16 protein-coding genes are annotated in these 16,833 nt (G+C 63.3%); 10 read left to right on the top strand and 6 right to left on the bottom strand.

The window, feature by feature from the left end:
• The first annotated feature begins 87 nt into the window (after nucleotides 1-87).
• Together ACIQUI_RS14610 and ACIQUI_RS14605 are read left to right on the top strand one after the other, a co-directional pair.
• Nucleotides 88-564 (top strand): Lrp/AsnC family transcriptional regulator, encoded by a 477-nt coding sequence (locus tag ACIQUI_RS14610; RefSeq protein WP_016712159.1) that lies wholly within the window; start codon nucleotides 88-90, stop codon nucleotides 562-564.
• Nucleotides 565-618: 54 nt separating this feature from the next.
• Nucleotides 619-822: a DUF2788 domain-containing protein gene (locus ACIQUI_RS14605; RefSeq protein ID WP_003249787.1), complete on the top strand. Its 204-nt coding sequence runs from the start codon at nucleotides 619-621 to the stop codon at nucleotides 820-822.
• Nucleotides 823-934: 112 nt separating this feature from the next.
• Here ACIQUI_RS14605 and ACIQUI_RS14600 read toward each other — a convergent pair whose 3' ends face one another.
• The 5 genes from ACIQUI_RS14600 to ACIQUI_RS14580 all read right to left on the bottom strand — a co-directional run bounded on the left by ACIQUI_RS14600 (nucleotide 935) and on the right by ACIQUI_RS14580 (nucleotide 8,499).
• The gene (locus tag ACIQUI_RS14600) at nucleotides 935-1,567 is read right to left on the bottom strand and encodes a pseudouridine synthase (protein WP_403199646.1); all 633 of its coding nucleotides are present in this window, start codon (nucleotides 1,565-1,567) and stop codon (nucleotides 935-937) included.
• Nucleotides 1,568-1,573: 6 nt separating this feature from the next.
• Nucleotides 1,574-3,037 carry an AMP nucleosidase gene (amn, locus tag ACIQUI_RS14595; RefSeq protein ID WP_403199643.1) on the bottom strand — a complete coding sequence of 488 codons (1,464 nt, stop codon included), beginning with the start codon at nucleotides 3,035-3,037 and terminating at the stop codon, nucleotides 1,574-1,576.
• Nucleotides 3,038-3,214: 177 nt separating this feature from the next.
• A complete protein-coding gene (locus ACIQUI_RS14590) occupies nucleotides 3,215-4,867 on the bottom strand; it encodes an acyl-CoA dehydrogenase family protein (RefSeq protein WP_403199640.1) in 1,653 nt (550 codons plus the stop codon).
• Between the two features lie 503 nt (nucleotides 4,868-5,370).
• Nucleotides 5,371-6,000 (bottom strand): isochorismate family cysteine hydrolase YcaC, encoded by a 630-nt coding sequence (gene ycaC / locus ACIQUI_RS14585; protein ID WP_403194906.1) that lies wholly within the window; start codon nucleotides 5,998-6,000, stop codon nucleotides 5,371-5,373.
• Between the two features lie 510 nt (nucleotides 6,001-6,510).
• Entirely contained in the window at nucleotides 6,511-8,499 is a 1,989-nt protein-coding gene (locus ACIQUI_RS14580; protein WP_403199637.1) for a sensor histidine kinase, read from the bottom strand.
• A gap of 265 nt (nucleotides 8,500-8,764) precedes the next feature.
• Between ACIQUI_RS14580 and ACIQUI_RS14575 the strand changes: the two genes are divergently transcribed.
• The 4 genes from ACIQUI_RS14575 (at nucleotide 8,765) to ACIQUI_RS14560 (ending at nucleotide 12,285) form a co-directional block, all read left to right on the top strand.
• Nucleotides 8,765-9,562, top strand: a complete 798-nt coding sequence (locus ACIQUI_RS14575) for a hydroxymethylpyrimidine/phosphomethylpyrimidine kinase (protein ID WP_403199635.1) — start codon at nucleotides 8,765-8,767, stop codon at nucleotides 9,560-9,562.
• A 13-nt stretch (nucleotides 9,563-9,575) separates the two neighbouring features.
• Entirely contained in the window at nucleotides 9,576-10,199 is a 624-nt protein-coding gene (gene thiE, locus ACIQUI_RS14570) for a thiamine phosphate synthase (protein ID WP_403199633.1), read from the top strand.
• Between the two features lie 17 nt (nucleotides 10,200-10,216).
• Nucleotides 10,217-11,500: a glutamate-1-semialdehyde 2,1-aminomutase gene (hemL, locus tag ACIQUI_RS14565; protein WP_403199631.1), complete on the top strand. Its 1,284-nt coding sequence runs from the start codon at nucleotides 10,217-10,219 to the stop codon at nucleotides 11,498-11,500.
• Nucleotides 11,501-11,739: 239 nt separating this feature from the next.
• On the top strand, nucleotides 11,740-12,285 hold the full coding sequence (locus ACIQUI_RS14560; RefSeq protein WP_403199629.1) for a tetratricopeptide repeat protein: 546 nt from the start codon (nucleotides 11,740-11,742) through the stop codon (nucleotides 12,283-12,285).
• A 3-nt stretch (nucleotides 12,286-12,288) separates the two neighbouring features.
• On the opposite strand, the gene ACIQUI_RS14555 is transcribed toward ACIQUI_RS14560, so the two are convergent.
• Nucleotides 12,289-12,615 carry a DUF1820 family protein gene (locus ACIQUI_RS14555; RefSeq protein ID WP_198752411.1) on the bottom strand — a complete coding sequence of 109 codons (327 nt, stop codon included), beginning with the start codon at nucleotides 12,613-12,615 and terminating at the stop codon, nucleotides 12,289-12,291.
• Nucleotides 12,616-12,876: 261 nt separating this feature from the next.
• Between ACIQUI_RS14555 and ACIQUI_RS14550 the strand changes: the two genes are divergently transcribed.
• From ACIQUI_RS14550 to lnt, 4 genes are read left to right on the top strand one after another with little or no spacing between them, the layout of a single operon-like run.
• Entirely contained in the window at nucleotides 12,877-13,875 is a 999-nt protein-coding gene (locus tag ACIQUI_RS14550) for a PhoH family protein (RefSeq protein ID WP_016712170.1), read from the top strand.
• On the top strand, nucleotides 13,868-14,341 hold the full coding sequence (gene ybeY / locus ACIQUI_RS14545; protein ID WP_403199625.1) for an rRNA maturation RNase YbeY: 474 nt from the start codon (nucleotides 13,868-13,870) through the stop codon (nucleotides 14,339-14,341). The genes ACIQUI_RS14550 and ybeY overlap by 8 nt, the downstream gene beginning before the upstream one ends.
• Before the next feature lie 25 nt (nucleotides 14,342-14,366).
• Nucleotides 14,367-15,206 (top strand): transporter associated domain-containing protein, encoded by an 840-nt coding sequence (locus ACIQUI_RS14540; RefSeq protein WP_391129244.1) that lies wholly within the window; start codon nucleotides 14,367-14,369, stop codon nucleotides 15,204-15,206.
• A gap of 8 nt (nucleotides 15,207-15,214) precedes the next feature.
• Entirely contained in the window at nucleotides 15,215-16,732 is a 1,518-nt protein-coding gene (gene lnt, locus ACIQUI_RS14535) for an apolipoprotein N-acyltransferase (RefSeq protein WP_403199623.1), read from the top strand.
• The last annotated feature ends 101 nt before the right edge of the window (nucleotides 16,733-16,833 follow it).

The following is a 16,833-nucleotide window of genomic DNA, read 5'->3' as shown; positions in this document are numbered from 1 at the left end:
GAAGATTGCTCGAATAAATAGCACTTGCGCAATTTTTCACCCTGGATTGATAATTCGAAGCAACACGAACAGAAAAGGCCAACTTCCATGAGCAAACTTGATCGCTACGACCTGAGCATCCTCGCCGAATTGCAGCGCGATGCGCGCATTTCCAACCAGGAACTGGCCGAACGCATCGGCCTGTCGCCTTCGCCGTGCTCGCGTCGGGTCAAGCAACTGGAAGACGACGGCTACATCTCGCGCCAGGTGGCCCTGCTCGACCGCAAGAAGCTGGGCCTGAGCCTGACCGCCTACGTGCTGATCGGCATGGACCGCCACACCCCGGAACGCTTCGAAACCTTCGAGGCGGCCATCCGCAACCTGCCGCAGGTGCTTGAATGCAGCCTGGTCACCGGCATGGATGCCGATTACCAGCTTAAAGTGGTGGTACCCGACATGGACCACTACCAGAAACTGCTGCTAGGCAGCCTGACCCGTATCGAAGGCGTCACCAGCGTGCGCTCGAGCTTCGTGCTCAACCAGGTGCTGGCCAGTACCGAGATGCCATTGACCCACCTGCGTTAAATGCCCACGGCAGCCGGCGTATAATCGGCTGCTCAGCCTGCCTGGAGAACACCGATGGATCCCGCCGTATTCGAAGAGTGGATGATGATCATCCTGGTCACCGTGTTGATCGGTTTCATGGGCTTCATCGTCTGGGACCTGGCAAAAAAGTCCAAGGCCGGGAAGTTTGGTACGTTGATCCTGTTCTTCGTGCTGGGGCTGGGGGTGCTGGCCTTTATCATCAAGAGCGTGGTGGTGGGGTTTCTCGAAGGGGTGTAAAAATTTCAGGGCCATTCGCGGGCACGCCCGCTCCCACAGGTTTGGCGCTGCCTTCAAGTACTGCGCCGTCCCTGTGGGAGCGGGCGTGCCCGCGAATGGCCCCTGAACTGGACTAAAGCTTGGCAGGAACTTCGCGCCAGCAACCCTGCTCCAGCCCATCCAGCGCCCAATCTCCAATCCGCACCCGCACCAGGCGCAAGGTCGGCAACCCCACCGCCGCCGTCATCCGCCGTACCTGGCGGTTACGCCCTTCCCGAATCACCAACTCCAGCCAACAGGTCGGCACACTCTTGCGAAAGCGCACCGGTGGGTTGCGTGGCCACAGTTCAGGCTCATCCAGCCGCCGTGCCTCTGCCGGCAACGTCGGCCCGTCGTTCAGCTCCACGCCATCGCGCAAGCGCTGGATCTGCTCGTCGCTCGGTTCGCCCTCCACCTGTACCCAGTAAGTCTTGGCCAGCTTGTGCTTCGGGTCGGCAATACGCGCCTGCAACCCGCCATCGTTGGTCAACAGCAAAAGCCCTTCGCTGTCACGATCCAGCCGCCCCGCCGGATACACGCCCGGGATGTCGATGAAGTCCTTGAGCGTCGCCCGCCCCTCGCCGTCGCTGAACTGCGTCAGCACGTCGAACGGTTTGTTGAACAGGATCAGGCGCGGCTCGGCCGGCGGCGCCTTGGCCTGGCGACGTGGGCCGGCGGCAGGCCGCGCCTGGGGGCGGCGCGGCTTGTTACGGGGTGGCAGTGACATGGATCCTCAGCGGAACGGCGGCTCATCGAAGCTGCGCAGTTTACGCGAGTGCAGCGAGTTGAGCTCGGTGCGCAGCAGGTCGAGGGCAGCAATGCCGATCTTCAGGTGCTGGCTGACTGCCCGGTTGTAGAAGGCGTTGGCCGAACCCGGCAGCTTGATCTCGCTGTGCAGCGGCTTGTCGGACACACACAGCAAGGTGCCGTACGGCACGCGCAGACGATAACCCTGGGCGGCAATGGTGCCGCTTTCCATGTCCACCGCCACCGCACGCGACAGGTTGATGAGCGGGCGCTCCTGCGCCCAGCGCAACTCCCAGTTACGGTCGTCGTAAGTCAGCACGGTGCCCGTGCGCAGGCGCTTTTTCAGCTGTTCGCCACGCTCACCGGTAACCTGGGCTGCGGCTTCCTGCAACGCTAGCTGCACTTCGGCCAGGGCCGGAATCGGGATATTCGGCGGTACCACCCGATCCAGAATCCCGTCACGGCGCATGTAGGCATGCGCCAGCACGTAATCGCCGATGGTTTGCGACTGCCGCAGGCCGCCGCAGTGGCCGATCATCAGCCAGCAGTGGGGGCGCAACACAGCCAGGTGGTCGGTGATGTTCTTGGCGTTGGACGGGCCGACACCGATGTTGACCAAGGTGATGCCATCGCCATCGGCGGCGATCAGGTGGTAGGCCGGCATCTGGTAGCGGTGCCAGATCACACTGGCTACCAAAGCCTGGGTCTCACCGTGGTCCATGCCCTTTTCGATCACCACGTTGCCCGGCAGCACCATGCGCACAAAGCGCGGGTCGTCACGCAGTTGCTCCAGGCCGTGGCTGATGAACTGGTCGACATAGCGGTGGTAGTTGGTCAGCAGGATCCACGGCTGCACATGGCGCCAGTCGCTGCCGGTGTAGTGCACCAGGCGGCGCAGCGAGAAATCCACGCGCGCGGCATCGAACAGCGCCAATGGCAGGATTTCCGCACGGTCCCAGTCGTACAGGCCATCGGCAATGTTGTCGGTAGCGGCCGACAGGTCGGTGCTGGGGAACACCCGCGCCAGTTGCGCGGCGGTGATGCCGCTGCCGGCCAGTTCGTCGCCCTGGTCGACCACGTACGGGTAAGGAATGTTCTGCTCGCTGACGCCGACCTCTACCGTGACGGTGTAGTCGTGCATCAAGGGGCGCAGCTGTTCCAGCAGGTAGCTGCGGAACGCGGCAGGCTGGGTGACGGTGACGCTGTAGGTGCCGGCCACCTGGACCTTGGCGTAGGCCCGCGTGGTGGCGGCGACTTCACCGTGGCTGTAGTAGGTCAGGCGCAGTGCCGGGTAGCGGAACAGGTCGCGCTCGTCGGCGTCTGGCTCGGTACGGTCCTTCAGGTAACGCTTGAGGGCCTGGCTAAGGGCCCCGGTGGCCTGATCATGCAGGGCCGCCAGACGGTCGACGGCCTGTTCGGGGGTATCAACGACTACAAAAGCGTGGCTCACACTGTGCTTCCTGTCTGGACATGCATGTGAACCATCTTGCCTGCCTTCTGGGCTAAATACATCCCCATTGATCGGTGTTGGGTTCATTCGCGGGCGCGCCCGCTCCCACAGGTACGGCGCTGGCCTGGAAATCTGTGAAGGTCCTGTGGGAGCGGGCATGCCCGCGAAGAAACCAACTCAATTCGTCCAGGCTGGCGTCGCCCTCGCCACCAGGGCCTGCACATCGATACCACGCGGCAGTGCACCGTAAACCCGGCCACCACCCGCCAACCGGCTGCCAATAAACGCATCACTGACCACTGCATTCCCCGCCTCCAGCAACAGCTTGGCCTGCAATGCCAAGGCAATATCCTCGGTCAACTGCCGCGCCCGGTACTGCATGTCGCCGGTATCGGCAAACGCCCCCTTGAGGTTGCCGATGTGCGCCGCCAGGCGCGGGTCACCGTGGCCATCGCCCAGTTCGGCAAACAACGCATCCAGTACCCCCGGTTCCTTGGACAAGGCTCGCAGCACATCCAGGCACTGCACATTGCCCGAGCCTTCCCAGGTCGAGTTGACCGGTGCTTCGCGGTACAGCCGCGGCAGAATGCTGTCTTCCACATAGCCCGCACCGCCCAGGCACTCGGCGGCCTCGTTGATCATGGCCGGCGCGCGTTTGCAGATCCAGTACTTGCCCACCGCGGTGACCAACCGGGCGAAATGCGCCTGCTGCGGGTCATCCAGTTGCTCCAGCGCCTGGCCCATGCGCAGGCTCAAGGCCAACGCGGCCTCGCTTTCCAATGCCAGATCAGCCAGCACGTTCTGCATCAGCGGCTGTTGGTTAAGCACCCGGCCACCGACCTTGCGGTGCGCGCAGTGGTGAGCAGCCTGGGTCAGTGCCTGGCGCATCAGGGCGCTGGAGCCGACCATGCAGTCGAAGCGGGTCATGGCCACCATTTCGATGATGGTCGGCACACCGCGCCCTTCTTCGCCGATCATCCATGCCAGCGCGCCACGGAACTCGACTTCGCTGGAGGCGTTGGAGCTGTTGCCCAGCTTGTTCTTCAGGCGCTGGATATAGAACTGGTTGCGGTTGTCGTCCGGGCGATGGCGCGGCAGCAGGAAGCAGCTCAGGCCCTTTTCGGTTTGCGCCAGTGTCAGGAAGGCGTCGCACATGGGCGCCGAGCAGAACCACTTGTGGCCGACCAGCTCGTAGGGCTGGCCCGGCCCCGGCGCACCGACCGGGTAGGCCCGGGTGGTGTTGGCGCGCACATCGGTGCCGCCCTGCTTTTCGGTCATGGCCATGCCCAGGGTGACCCCGGCCTTGTGCCGGTCGCCGACGTTGCGCGGGTCGTACTCGCAGGCGAGGATCTTCGGCAGCCAGTATTCAGCCAGCTCGGGTTGCAGGCGCAGGGCTGGCACGGCGGCGAAGGTCATGGTCAGCGGGCAGCCGGTACCGGCCTCGGCCTGGCTGTGCAGGTAAGTCATCGAAGCCCGCGCCACATGGGCGCCGGGGCGGGGTTCGGCCCATGGCAGCGACGGCAGGCCGTGCTCGACGGCGGTGCGCATCAGTTCGTGGTAGGCGGGGTGGAACTCGACCAGGTCGATGCGATGGCCATAGCGGTCATGGCTGCTGAATTCGGGTGTGTGCGCGTTGGCCAGGAAGCCTGCCTGCATCAACGGGCCACCAGCCAGGGCACCGTAGGCGTCGATCCGCGACTCGGCCCAGCCTGCGCCAAAGCGCCGGGACCACTCTTGCAATGGCAGGTCGAGGCGGTAGAGGTTGGCGCCGTCGAGCGGCGGTGGCTGGTTGGTGACTTCGTGGGTTTCAGCGTACTGGTGCAGGTTCATCGGGGGCTCCTGGATCCGGGTAGGCTTGAGAGACCCAGTGAAGCACTGCTTGCGGGGGAGTCAAAGGGGCATTCGTGACTAAAGGTGTGGTGGTGGGGGCATGGGTTGAGGTGGTGTGGGGGGTGATAGGTGCATGTCTTGAGTGGGCATCAGGGCTGAAAGGTGTTCGCCACAACACATTCAGCGCCTGTGAGATCGAGCGCCGCCCGCGCGGCGCTTCGCGGGACAAGCCCGCTCCCACATTTGTTGCAACGTGCCGAACCTGTCAGGCCATGGTTGTCAGCCTGGTTGCGCTGACTGGATTTCTCGACTGGCGCATCTGCAGTCCCACCTGTCTCGAGACATGCACCAAGGCGGACAACGCCTCTCCCACAGGCATGGCCACGTTGCAACAAATGTGGGAGCGGGCTTGTCCCGCGATGCGCCGCGCGGGCGGCGCTCGATCTCACAGGCGCTGCATCTGTCATGGCAAGCACCTGCCAGCCCTCTCCCGGTCTCCCGCCTTACTTCCCGGCAGTCAACGCGTTATAGCTGGTCATCAGATTCCGATAATCCGGAATATGGTTCGAGCACAGCGCCGCCAGCCCTTCAACATCGTTGCGCCAGTCACGGTGCAACTCACAGGCCACGCCAAACCAGGTCATCATCTGCGCCCCTGCCTGGCTCATGCGGTCATGCGCCGCATCGCGGGTCATTTCATTGAAGGTGCCAGAAGCATCGGTCACCACGAACACATCAAACTCTTCTTCCAAAGCCGACAACGCCGGGAACGCCACGCAAACCTCAGTCACCACACCGGCGATGATCAGCTGCTTCTTGCCAGTGGCCTTCACCGCCTTCACGAAGTCTTCGTTATCCCAGGCATTGATCTGGCCAGGGCGAGCGATGTACGGCGCATCCGGGAACAGTTCTTTCAGTTCCGGCACCAGCGGGCCATTGGGGCCTTGCTCGAAGCTGGTGGTGAGAATGGTCGGCAGGTTGAAGAACTTGGCCAGATCAGCCAAGGCCAGCACGTTGTTCTTGAACTTGTCCGGCTCGATGTCACGCACCAGCGACAGCAGGCCAGCCTGGTGGTCGACCAGCAGTACGGCGGCGTCGTCTTTGTTCAGGCGGTTGTATTTGAAGTTGGTCATGGTCTGTGCTCCTAAGGGTTTTGATCTTTTCAGTAAGTTGGGTGTTTCGCGTTGATGGGAGAAGATTAAAACCATCACCTTTGGAGCGGTAGATAGCGGTTTTTGGCTTTAGCGTTCTGTTTTGTGAACGATGGATTGGCGCTGGATTTGCTGGCCTCTTCGCGGGCACGCCCGCTCCCACAGGAGTTGTGCACAACTTGGAAAATGCGCGATCCCTGTGGGAGCGGGCATGCTCGCGGGCGCTGCGGCAGTGGATGCCCTCGGCGATGCGGAACAGTGGATGGATTTGGCCTTCGCCTTGGAAGAAGTAGGTAACACCGGGGGTGGAGTTGCCAGTGCAGAGGTGTAGGAAGAGTCTGGTGATGGTGTAGCCGTTGAGTCCATAGGGGCCGCTTTGCGGCCCTTCGCGGGCGCGCCCGCTCCCACAGATATCGCGCGTTGCCTGGTTGAACACTAAACCTGTGGGAGCGGGCGTGCCCGCGAAGGGCTGTAAAGCAGCCCCGTTTCAGACTACAGCGACCGCCGCGTCTGCAGGCTACTCACCGGTATCTGCACCTGCGAAACCGCCATGTTCAAACTCAATTCAAACCGGCTCCCCAGCCCCCGCGTCGACTCATGCGCCAACCGCGCGCCCAGCAACTCGCCCATCTGCCGGCAAATCGACAACCCGATCCCCAACCCGCCATAACGCCGGGTCATCGAGCCATCTACCTGGAAGAACCGCTGGTACAAGGTCGATTGCTCCAGGTCATCAAAGCCGATCCCGCTGTCACTCACCGTAAAGGTCAATGCCAGGTCGTGCGGCCCTACCCGGCGCCCGCGCACCTGGATCATCACCCCGCCCTGGTGGGTGAACTTGAGCCCGTTGTCCACCAGGCAGCCCAGGCAGCGCGCCAGCTTCTGCGCATCACCCACCAACGCGTCGGGCAGATCCGCCGGCATATCCAGGCTCAGGTACAACCCCTTGCCCAAAGCCTGCCCGGCATACCCCGCACGCAGGCTCTGCAACAGCGTGCGCAGGCTGAACGGCGCAGGCTGCGCTCTCAGGCGCCCCGCTTGCAGCTCGGACAAGGTCAGAATCGCATCAACCATGTCCATCATGCCCTGCGCCGACCCCACCGCCGTACGGTGGTACTGGGCCATCTCGCCTTCCATCGGCAGTGTATGCATCAGCTCCAGCGACCCGATCACCCCATTCATTGGCGTGCGCAGCTCGTGGGTCACACTGGCCAGGAACTCGTCCTTCAGCCGGTTGCTCCTGGCCAGCTGCAGGTTCAACTGCTCCAGCGTACGCCCCGTCTCACGCAACGTCCGCGCCTGCTGCTCGCGCAGGCTGTTGATGCGGTCGGCCAGCGCCAACGACAGCAATGCCACCTCCAGCGCTGAACCCAACTGGCTGGCATACATGGTGATGAACACGTTCGGCAGATAGCCCAGCACCATCAGCGTGTTGACCAGCCCACCAAGCAGGAAGGCCGTCCAGGCAATGATGAACCAGCGCGCCACGCGCAAGCCACGCCACCAGGCGTACAACCCGGCGCCGAAAATGCTCACGGTAAACAGCAGTGCCAGCAGCGTGGCCATGCGCAGGGCCACACCGTAGGCCATGCTCACCGCCAGCACCATGACCACCGCGCCCCCCAGCATCAACAGCTGCAGAAGCCGGTCAAAGCCACGGCTGATGCTGCCCAGCTGCAGGAAGTGGCGGGCAAACTGGCAGCCAAACAGGCCGGCCGCACCAATGAACAGTGGCGTCGAGGCATTCGCCCACCACGGGCTGTCGGGCCAGAAGTAGGCCACGCCGGCACCGTTTACCGACACCTGGTAGAAGCCGAACGACGCGATATAGAGGATGTAGTAGAGGTAACTGACATCGCGCACGCTCAGGTAGATGAACAGGTTGTACACCAGCATCACCAGCAACACGCCGTAGATCATCCCCAACACATACAGGCGCGTTGGCTGCTCTTCCATATAGGCCTCGGGGGACCACAACGCCAGCGGCGCCTGCACCGAGCCTTGGCTATGCAGGCGCAGGTAGGCGGTGGTCACCTGGCCTGGGGGCAACAGCAAGTTGAACAAGTAGTTGTTCTGCCGGATCTGCCTGCTGTTGTAGGGCAAGGCATCGCCGGTGCGCTGCGCCAGGCGGTACACACCCGAGCTGTCGGGTAGATACAGCTCCAGGTGGTCCAGCGGCGGGTAGGCCAGCTCCAGCAGCCATTGCCGTGGCGCGGCGCCGGGCGGTGCAACGGGGCGCAGTTCGACCTTGAGCCAGAACACCGAGGTGGAGTAACCGGCGTTCAGCACGTCTTCATGGTGGGGGCGAAAATGTTTGGCGAACCCAGGGGCGCTGACCTGGGCGATGCTGGCACTGCCGTCGAGGTCTTCATAAACCTGCATGACCTTGCCCAACGGAAGATGCCGGGAGGCGTCGTCGAAATCGACCGCTCCGGCCAGCACGGGCAACAAGCCCAGAAGCACAATCAGCAAATAGCGCATACAGCCCCAGCATGGCCTGTCTGGTCGCGTCGCGTTTGCCTCCCATCCGTTTGAGACGACGTAATCCAGCAGCACCCGTTTGTCGAGTTATCCGAGCACTCTAGCATAGCTTCGCAACCTGGCAATCGGCCATATCAAAAACCAAAGAAAAGGCTCTAAATCAATGCTTTCAGAACAACATAAAGCCACAAGCTGACCGATCGATCAGCAAAACTCGTTTGTAGGACGATCCGCCCAAACAGGTTTGGTGGTAAGCTCGCCGACCATGAATACCTACAGCTCCCGCCCCGTTGTCCTCTGTCTCTCCGGCCACGACCCAAGTGGCGGCGCCGGCTTGCAGGCAGATATCGAAGCCCTGATCGCCCAAGGCTGTCACGCCGCGCCCGCCGTGACCGCCCTGACCGTGCAGGATACCGTCAACGTTTCCGACTTCCGCGTGCTCGATCGCGAGTGGGTACTGGCCCAGGCCAATGCCGTGCTGGCCGACTCCACGGTGGCCGCGGTCAAGCTGGGCATGCTCGGTTCGATCGAAATGGTCGACACCGTCGCCGAACTGCTGGCCGCCCACCCGCACCTGCCGCTGGTCTGCGACCCGGTACTGCGTGCCGGTGGTGGTGGCCGCCTGGGCAAGGACGAAGTGGGCTACGCCATGCGCGAACGCCTGTTGCCGCTGGCGACCATCGCCACGCCGAACCTGCCCGAGGCGCGCATCCTCGCCGAACTGCCCGAAGGCACTGCCGACGAGTGTGCGGAGAAACTGTTGCCGTTCTGTAGACACCTGCTGATTACCGGCGGTCACGGCGACGAAGACGAAATCCACAACCGCCTGTATACCCAGGACGGCCAGCGCCACACCTGGACCTGCCAACGCCTGCCGGGCAGCTACCACGGCTCGGGCTGCACCCTGGCCAGCGCCCTGGCCGGCCGCCTTGCCCTTGGCGAGCAGCTGGAAAGCGCCGTGCGCAGCGCCCTGGAATACACCTGGCGCACCCTGCGTGACGCCGAGCAGCTGGGCAAAGGCCAGTTCGTGCCGCGCCGCCTGCCCCTGGACTTCTGCTCCTGATACGAGGCCTTCAATGAAGCTACGCGGTCTGTACGCCATCACCGACAGCCAGCTGCTCGCTGGCCGGTTCCTGTCCCATGTCGAAGCGGCGCTGGAAGGCGGTGTGTGCCTGCTGCAGTACCGTGACAAAAGCGACGACGCGGCGCGCCGCCTGCGCGAAGCCGAAGGGCTGATGAAGCTCTGCGAGCGCTACGGCACGCAGCTGCTGATCAACGACGACGCCGAGCTGGCCGCGCGCCTGGGCGTTGGCGTGCACCTGGGCCAGACCGACGGCCCGTTGACCCCGGCCCGCGCCCTGCTTGGCCGCCAGGCGATCATCGGTTCCACCTGCCACGCCAGCCTCGAGCTGGCCGCCCAGGCCGCCAGCGAAGGCGCCAGCTACGTCGCCTTTGGCCGCTTCTTCAATTCCGTCACCAAGCCGGGTGCGCCCGCTGCCAACGTCGAACTGCTGGAGCAGGCACGCACTCAGGTTAAACTGCCGATCGCGGTGATCGGCGGCATCACCCTCGACAACGCCGCCCCGCTGGTCGCCCATGGCGCCGACCTGTTGGCGGTGATCCACGGCCTGTTCGGTGCCGACAGCACGCAGGAAGTCACCCGCCGCGCCCGCGCCTTCAACGCCTTGTTCGCATCCTGATTTCGAGAGAGCCTTTCATGTCCCGTTCCGAAGACCTGTTCGCCAAAGCCCAAAAGCACATCCCAGGTGGCGTCAACTCGCCGGTGCGTGCCTTCAAGAGCGTTGGCGGCACGCCGCTGTTCTTCAAGCATGCCGAAGGCGCCTACGTTGTCGACGAGGACGACAAGCGCTACGTCGACTATGTTGGCTCCTGGGGCCCGATGATCCTCGGCCACGGCCACCCCGACGTACTGGACTCGGTACGCAGGCAGCTGGAGCACGGCCTGTCCTATGGCGCACCGACCGCCATGGAAACCGACATGGCCGACCTGGTCTGCTCGCTGGTGCCGTCCATGGAAATGGTACGCATGGTCAGCTCGGGCACCGAAGCCACCATGAGCGCCATCCGCCTGGCCCGTGGCTATACCGGCCGCGACGCCATCATCAAGTTCGAAGGCTGCTACCACGGCCACTCCGACAGCCTGCTGGTAAAAGCCGGTTCCGGCCTGCTGACCCAGGGCGTACCGAGCTCGGCCGGCGTGCCGGCAGACTTTGCCAAGCACACCCTGACCCTGCCGTTCAACGACATCGCCGCCGTCGAGAAAACCCTGGCCGACGTCGGCCAGACCGTGGCCTGCATCATCGTCGAGCCGGTGGCTGGCAACATGAACTGCGTGCCTCCGGCGCCAGGCTTCCTTGAAGGCCTGCGCGAGCAGTGCGACAAGCACGGCGTGGTGCTGATCTTCGACGAAGTGATGACCGGTTTTCGCGTTTCCCTGGGCGGCGCCCAGGGCCATTACGGCATCACGCCAGACCTGTCGACCTTCGGCAAGATCGTCGGCGGCGGCATGCCGGTCGGCTGCTTCGGCGGCAAGCGCGAGATCATGGGCTGCATCGCCCCGCTCGGCCCGGTCTACCAGGCCGGCACCCTGTCGGGCAACCCGCTGGCCATGGCCGCCGGCCTGACCACCCTGAAGCTGATCAGCCGCCCGGGCTTCCACGCCGAGCTGACCGACTACACCAGCCGCATGCTCGATGGCCTGCAGCAGCGCGCCGATGCCGCTGGCGTGCCGTTCGTCACCACCCAGGCCGGTGCCATGTTCGGCCTGTACTTCAGCGGTGCCGACGATATCGTCACCTTCGAAGACGTGATGGCCAGCGATGCCGAGCGCTTCAAGCGCTTCTTCCACCTGATGCTGGAGGGTGGCGTGTACCTGGCACCGAGCGCATTCGAGGCGGGCTTCACTTCCATCGCCCATGGCGACAAGGAACTGCAGATCACCCTGGATGCTGCTGAAAAGGCCTTTGCAGCCCTGAAGTAATGGTTAGCCTGTGCTGGCCCTTTCGCGGGCTCGCCCGCTCCCACAGTTCAAGCGCGTAACCTGTGGGAGCGGACAAGCCCGCGAAAGGGCCAGTACAGGCAACAATTATTCATGCACAATCAGCTGACTTCCCCAACCAAGCAGAAATTCGAGTAAAACTTTGTAAGGTTGGCGCTGCTTATCCCATAATGTGCCACCAGAGACATTGGCCGCAGCTTTGCAGAGGTAAGTCGATCCCCATGAACCGCACCGGCCGCGCCCTGACCCTGGGCTGCCTGTTGCTTCTTCAGCCCCTGCTGGCCTTGGCGGAGGGCGGTAACTCGTTGCTCATTCCAGCGACGGGCCGCTGCACCTTGAACGTCCAGCCAGAAGACCTGGCAAACGCCCTCAAGGCTTGCGAGCAGACGGCGACGAACGGGGATGCCCAGGCGCAATTCGAACTGGGCGAGTACTACTACACGCAAACGCCAAAAAACCTGAACAAGGCCCTGGACTGGTTCCAGAAGGCCTCACTGCAAGGCCAGGCCGACGCACAGTATCGCCTGGGCGCCATGTTCTTCCGCGGCGAAGGGGTCAAGGCCAACAACGTGCAGGCCTACATCCTGCTGAAGATGGCCGCCGTCAACGGTGCCGAAGATGCACTGGACATGGCCGACGAAGTGACCGAGCAAATGCCCCGCGACGAGCTGGAGCATGCCACCCAGGTGCTCGGCCAGATCTTCCGCAAGTACCTGCTGGAGCTGCAGAACGCCGAAGGGCGCACGCCGTTCTCGCCACTCCCCTGAGGCTTACTTTTCCGGCATCGGCATCGGGAACGGCATTACATTGCCGCCACCCTTGGCTTCGCTGATCTTGGCCGTGCCCAGGCGCTCCACCTCATCGATGCGCACGATCGAGTGCATCGGCACGAAACTGCGTACTACCCCCTCGAACTGGGTCTTGAGCTTTTCCTCGCTCGGGTCCACCACCAGTTGCGAGCGCTCGCCGAAGACGAACTCCTCGATTTCCAGAAACCCCCACAGGTCGCTCTGGTAGATCTGCTTGGCATACATCTCGAAGACCTGCCCCTGGTTGAGGAAGATCACTTTATAGATGGCAGGTTCGCGTTTGCTCATGTTCGGCGGGATAACACATGCGTAAGAAAAGGCAGGCATCATACCTGCACCGGCCCCTTCGCGGGCAAGCCCGCTCCCACAGGTATTGCACCCACCTTCAAACCGGTGCAGTACCTGTGGGAGCGGGCTTGCCCGCGAAGAGGCCAGAACAGGCACTACATACCTTGTGCCAACCCTTGATCGTTTCAGTGCTTTCGCCACTGCCATTCAAGGGTTATTCTTGAGTTCACCTCCATTGCCGTCGAGCGGCTAAAAACGACCTTGAACGCACCCATAGAACCCCATCGTTTCATCCTCGAGCCCTTCGAGGCCCACCGTTTCGCCAACTTGTGCGGACAGTTCGACGAGCACCTGCGCCTGATCGAACAGCGCCTGGCCATCGAAATCCGCAACCGCGGCAATCAGTTCGAACTGATCGGCGAACCCAAGACCACCTCCGCGGCCGAACAGCTGCTGCGCCGCCTCTACCGCGAGACCAAGGCTACCGACCTGTCGCCGGAGACCGTGCACCTGTACCTGCAGGAGTCGGCTGTCGAGAACATCGACAACCCGGCCGTCAACGAGGTCAGCGTGTCGCTGCGCACGCGCAAGGGCAACATCCGCCCGCGCGGGCTCAACCAGCAGCGCTACGTGAAGGAAATCCTGGCCAACGACATCAACTTCGGCATCGGCCCGGCCGGTACCGGCAAGACCTACCTCGCCGTGGCCTGCGCCGTGGACGCGCTGGAGCGCGAGCAAGTGCGCCGCATCCTGCTGGTGCGCCCGGCGGTCGAAGCGGGCGAAAAGCTCGGCTTCCTGCCCGGTGACCTGGCGCAGAAGATCGACCCGTACCTGCGCCCGCTGTACGACGCCCTGTACGAAATGCTCGGTTTCGAGCACGTCGCCAAACTGATCGAGCGCCAGGTAATCGAGATCGCCCCGCTGGCCTACATGCGTGGCCGCACCCTGAACAACAGCTTCATCATCCTTGACGAAAGCCAGAACACCACGCTGGAACAGATGAAGATGTTCCTAACCCGCATCGGCTTCGGCTCAACAGCGGTAATCACCGGCGACATCACCCAGGTCGACCTGCCACGGGGCACCAAGTCGGGCCTGGCACATGTCATCGAAGTGCTGAAGGACGTTCCGGGGATCAGTTTTACCCACTTCCAACCCAAAGATGTGGTTCGTCACCCACTGGTGCAGCGCATTGTCGAAGCCTATGACCGCTTCGAAGCCCGCCAGGCCAAGCCCGAGGCGCCCGGCAAAGATGCTTGAACTTGATATCCAAAGGGCCACGGACGCTGCCGCCCCGGATGACGCCGCCTTCCGCCGCTGGTGCGAACTGGCCCTGCGCCAGCGCAGCGCCGACTCGGAAATGACCATTCGCCTGGTCGACGAAACCGAAGGCCGTGAGCTGAACCACACCTACCGGCACAAGGACTACGCGACCAACGTGCTGTCGTTCCCGGCCGATGTGCCCGACGACCTGCTCGATATTCCGCTGCTGGGCGACCTGGTGATCTGCGTGTCCGTGGTCGAGCGCGAAGCTGCCGAACAAGGCAAGGCGCTCGAAGCCCACTGGGCCCACCTGGTCATCCACGGTTGCCTGCACCTGCTTGGCTACGACCACATCGATGATGAGGAAGCCGAGGAAATGGAAGGCCTGGAACGGGAATTGCTGGCAGAACTGGGTCACCCCGACCCGTATGCCGACGATGAAACCGACTCAATCACACACTGAAACACGAAGGATCACGAGAACCGCCATGAGCGAAGATCGATCGAGCAACGGGCAGAAGTCCTGGCTGGGTAAACTGACCCAGGCTTTTGCCCATGAGCCGAAAAACCGCCAGGAGCTCCTTGAGCTGCTGCGCGAAGCCCATCAGAACAAACTGCTGGACAGCGAAGCGCTGACCATTGTCGAAGGCGCCATTCAGGTCGCCGACCTGCAGGTTCGCGACATCATGGTGCCTCGTTCGCAGATGATCAGCATCAAGGCCAGCCAGTCGCCGCGCGAGTTCCTGCCAGCGGTGATCAACGCCGCCCACTCCCGCTACCCCGTGATCGGCGAAAGCCACGACGATGTGCTCGGCATCCTGCTCGCCAAAGACCTGTTGCCGCTGATCCTCAAGGAGAACGGCGACAGCTTCAACATCAAGGACCTGCTGCGCCCGGCCACCTTCGTGCCCGAGTCCAAGCGGCTGAACGTGCTGTTGCGCGAATTCCGCGCCAACCATAACCACATGGCCATCGTCATCGACGAATATGGCGGCGTGGCAGGCCTGGTGACCATCGAAGACGTGCTGGAGCAAATCGTCGGCGATATCGAGGACGAGCACGATGTCGAGGAAGACAGCTACATCAAGCCGCTGCCCAGCGGTGACTTCCTGGTCAAGGCGCTGACCCCGATCGAGAACTTCAACGAGTTCTTCGACAGCGAGTTCTCCGATGACGAGTTCGACACGGTTGGTGGCCTGGTGATGAGCGCTTTCGGCCACCTGCCCAAGCGCAACGAAACCACCGAGATCGGGGCTTACAAGTTCCGTATTCTCAATGCCGACAGCCGGCGGATACACTTGCTGCGCCTGACCCCGATCACCCGTTAAGGACAAACATGCGTTGGATCACCCGCCCCGGCTGGCCCGGTAACCTGCTGGCCCTGGCGGCCGGTGCTTCCACCCTCCTGGCCCTGGCGCCGTTCGACATCTGGCCGCTGGCGGTGTTGTCCATCGCCCTGCTCTACCTTGGCCTGCGCGAGCTCAACCCGCGCCAGGCCATGTGGCGTGGCTGGTGGTTCGGTTTCGGCCTGTATGGCGCCGGCACCTGGTGGATCTACGTCAGCATGAACACCTACGGCGGCGCCTCGCCATTGCTGGCGATCCTGCTGCTGTTGGCGTTCTTCGCCGCGCTGGCCTGGTTCTTTGCCCTGCCCACCTGGCTCTGGGCACGCTGGCTGCGGCGCAATGAAGCGCCACTGGCCGACGCCCTGTGCTTTGCCGCCCTGTGGCTGCTGCAAGAAGCCTTCCGCGGCTGGTTCCTTACCGGTTTCCCCTGGCTTTATTCCGGCTACAGCCAGCTGGACGGCCCACTGGCCGGCCTGGCACCGCTGGGCGGCGTGTGGCTGGTTTCCTTCGCCCTGGCGCTCACGGCTGCCCTGCTGTGCAACCTGCACCGCTTGCGCGCGCGCCCTTCGTTCCTGGCCGTGGGCTGCCTGCTGTTGCTGGCCCCGTGGGCGCTGGGCCTGGCGCTCAAGGGCCATGCCTGGACCAAGCCGGCGGGCGACCCGCTAAAGGTGGCGGCTATCCAGGGCAACGTCGAGCAGGACCTGAAATGGGACCCGGCGCACATCGACGCGCAACTGGCGCTGTACCGTGACCTGAGCTTCAGCTCCAGGCCGGTAGACCTGCTGATCTGGCCAGAAACCGCAGTACCGGTACTCAAGGACCAGGCCCAGGGCTATATCGACGTGATGGGCCGCTTCGCCGCCGAGCGGCATTCGGCACTGATCACCGGCGTACCGGTGCGCGAAGAGGTGCACCACCAACGCCGTTACTACAACGGCATCACGGTGACCGGTGAAGGCGATGGCACCTACCTCAAGCAGAAGCTCGTACCGTTCGGCGAGTACGTACCGTTGCAGGACATGCTGCGTGGCGCCATCGAGTTCTTCAACCTGCCCATGTCGGACTTCGCCCGCGGGCCGGAAGATCAGCCACTGCTGCAGGCCAAGGGTTACCAGATTGCGCCTTACATCTGCTACGAAGTGGTCTACCCCGAGTTCGCCGCAGGCCTGGCCGCACGCAGCGACCTGCTGCTGACCATCAGCAACGACACCTGGTTCGGCAAGTCGATCGGCCCGCTGCAGCACCTTCAGATGGCGCAAATGCGCGCACTCGAAGCCGGCCGCTGGATGATCCGCGCCACCAACAACGGCGTGACCGCGCTGATCGACCCGTTTGGCCGCATTACCACGCAGATTCCGCAGTTCCAGCAGGCGGTGCTGTATGGCGAGGTGGTGCCGATGCAGCAGCTGACGCCGTACCTGCAATGGCGGTCGTGGCCGCTGGCGATTGTCTGTGCGCTGCTGCTGGGTTGGGCGCTGCTGGCTGGGCGCATTGCCAAGACCGTCTGAGTTTCCCTGTACCGGCCTCTTCGCGGGCTCGCCCGCTCCCACCGGTATTGCGCACGCCTTCAGGGCTGCGATAACCCTGTGGGAGCGGGCAAGCCCGCGAA

Source organism: Pseudomonas sp. NPDC090592, from assembly GCF_044769185.1.
Lineage (GTDB): Bacteria > Pseudomonadota > Gammaproteobacteria > Pseudomonadales > Pseudomonadaceae > Aquipseudomonas.
Note: the sequence above shows the minus strand (reverse complement) of the source record. Positions and strands in the feature narration are given on the sequence as shown.

What these genes read in the sequence shown, in the direction of transcription:
- ACIQUI_RS14540 (WP_391129244.1), top strand. Translation starts at nt 14,367, where the DNA reads ATGAGCGAAGATCGATCGAGCAACGGGCAGAAGTCCTGGCTGGGTAAA.
- ACIQUI_RS14560 (WP_403199629.1), top strand. Translation starts at nt 11,740, where the DNA reads ATGAACCGCACCGGCCGCGCCCTGACCCTGGGCTGCCTGTTGCTTCTT.
- ycaC (WP_403194906.1), bottom strand. Translation starts at nt 6,000, where the DNA reads ATGACCAACTTCAAATACAACCGCCTGAACAAAGACGACGCCGCCGTA.
- ACIQUI_RS14600 (WP_403199646.1), bottom strand. Translation starts at nt 1,567, where the DNA reads ATGTCACTGCCACCCCGTAACAAGCCGCGCCGCCCCCAGGCGCGGCCT.
- hemL (WP_403199631.1), top strand. Translation starts at nt 10,217, where the DNA reads ATGTCCCGTTCCGAAGACCTGTTCGCCAAAGCCCAAAAGCACATCCCA.
- ACIQUI_RS14555 (WP_198752411.1), bottom strand. Translation starts at nt 12,615, where the DNA reads ATGAGCAAACGCGAACCTGCCATCTATAAAGTGATCTTCCTCAACCAG.
- ACIQUI_RS14580 (WP_403199637.1), bottom strand. Translation starts at nt 8,499, where the DNA reads ATGCGCTATTTGCTGATTGTGCTTCTGGGCTTGTTGCCCGTGCTGGCC.
- ACIQUI_RS14605 (WP_003249787.1), top strand. Translation starts at nt 619, where the DNA reads ATGGATCCCGCCGTATTCGAAGAGTGGATGATGATCATCCTGGTCACC.
- thiE (WP_403199633.1), top strand. Translation starts at nt 9,576, where the DNA reads ATGAAGCTACGCGGTCTGTACGCCATCACCGACAGCCAGCTGCTCGCT.
- lnt (WP_403199623.1), top strand. Translation starts at nt 15,215, where the DNA reads ATGCGTTGGATCACCCGCCCCGGCTGGCCCGGTAACCTGCTGGCCCTG.
- ybeY (WP_403199625.1), top strand. Translation starts at nt 13,868, where the DNA reads ATGCTTGAACTTGATATCCAAAGGGCCACGGACGCTGCCGCCCCGGAT.
- ACIQUI_RS14575 (WP_403199635.1), top strand. Translation starts at nt 8,765, where the DNA reads ATGAATACCTACAGCTCCCGCCCCGTTGTCCTCTGTCTCTCCGGCCAC.
- ACIQUI_RS14590 (WP_403199640.1), bottom strand. Translation starts at nt 4,867, where the DNA reads ATGAACCTGCACCAGTACGCTGAAACCCACGAAGTCACCAACCAGCCA.
- ACIQUI_RS14610 (WP_016712159.1), top strand. Translation starts at nt 88, where the DNA reads ATGAGCAAACTTGATCGCTACGACCTGAGCATCCTCGCCGAATTGCAG.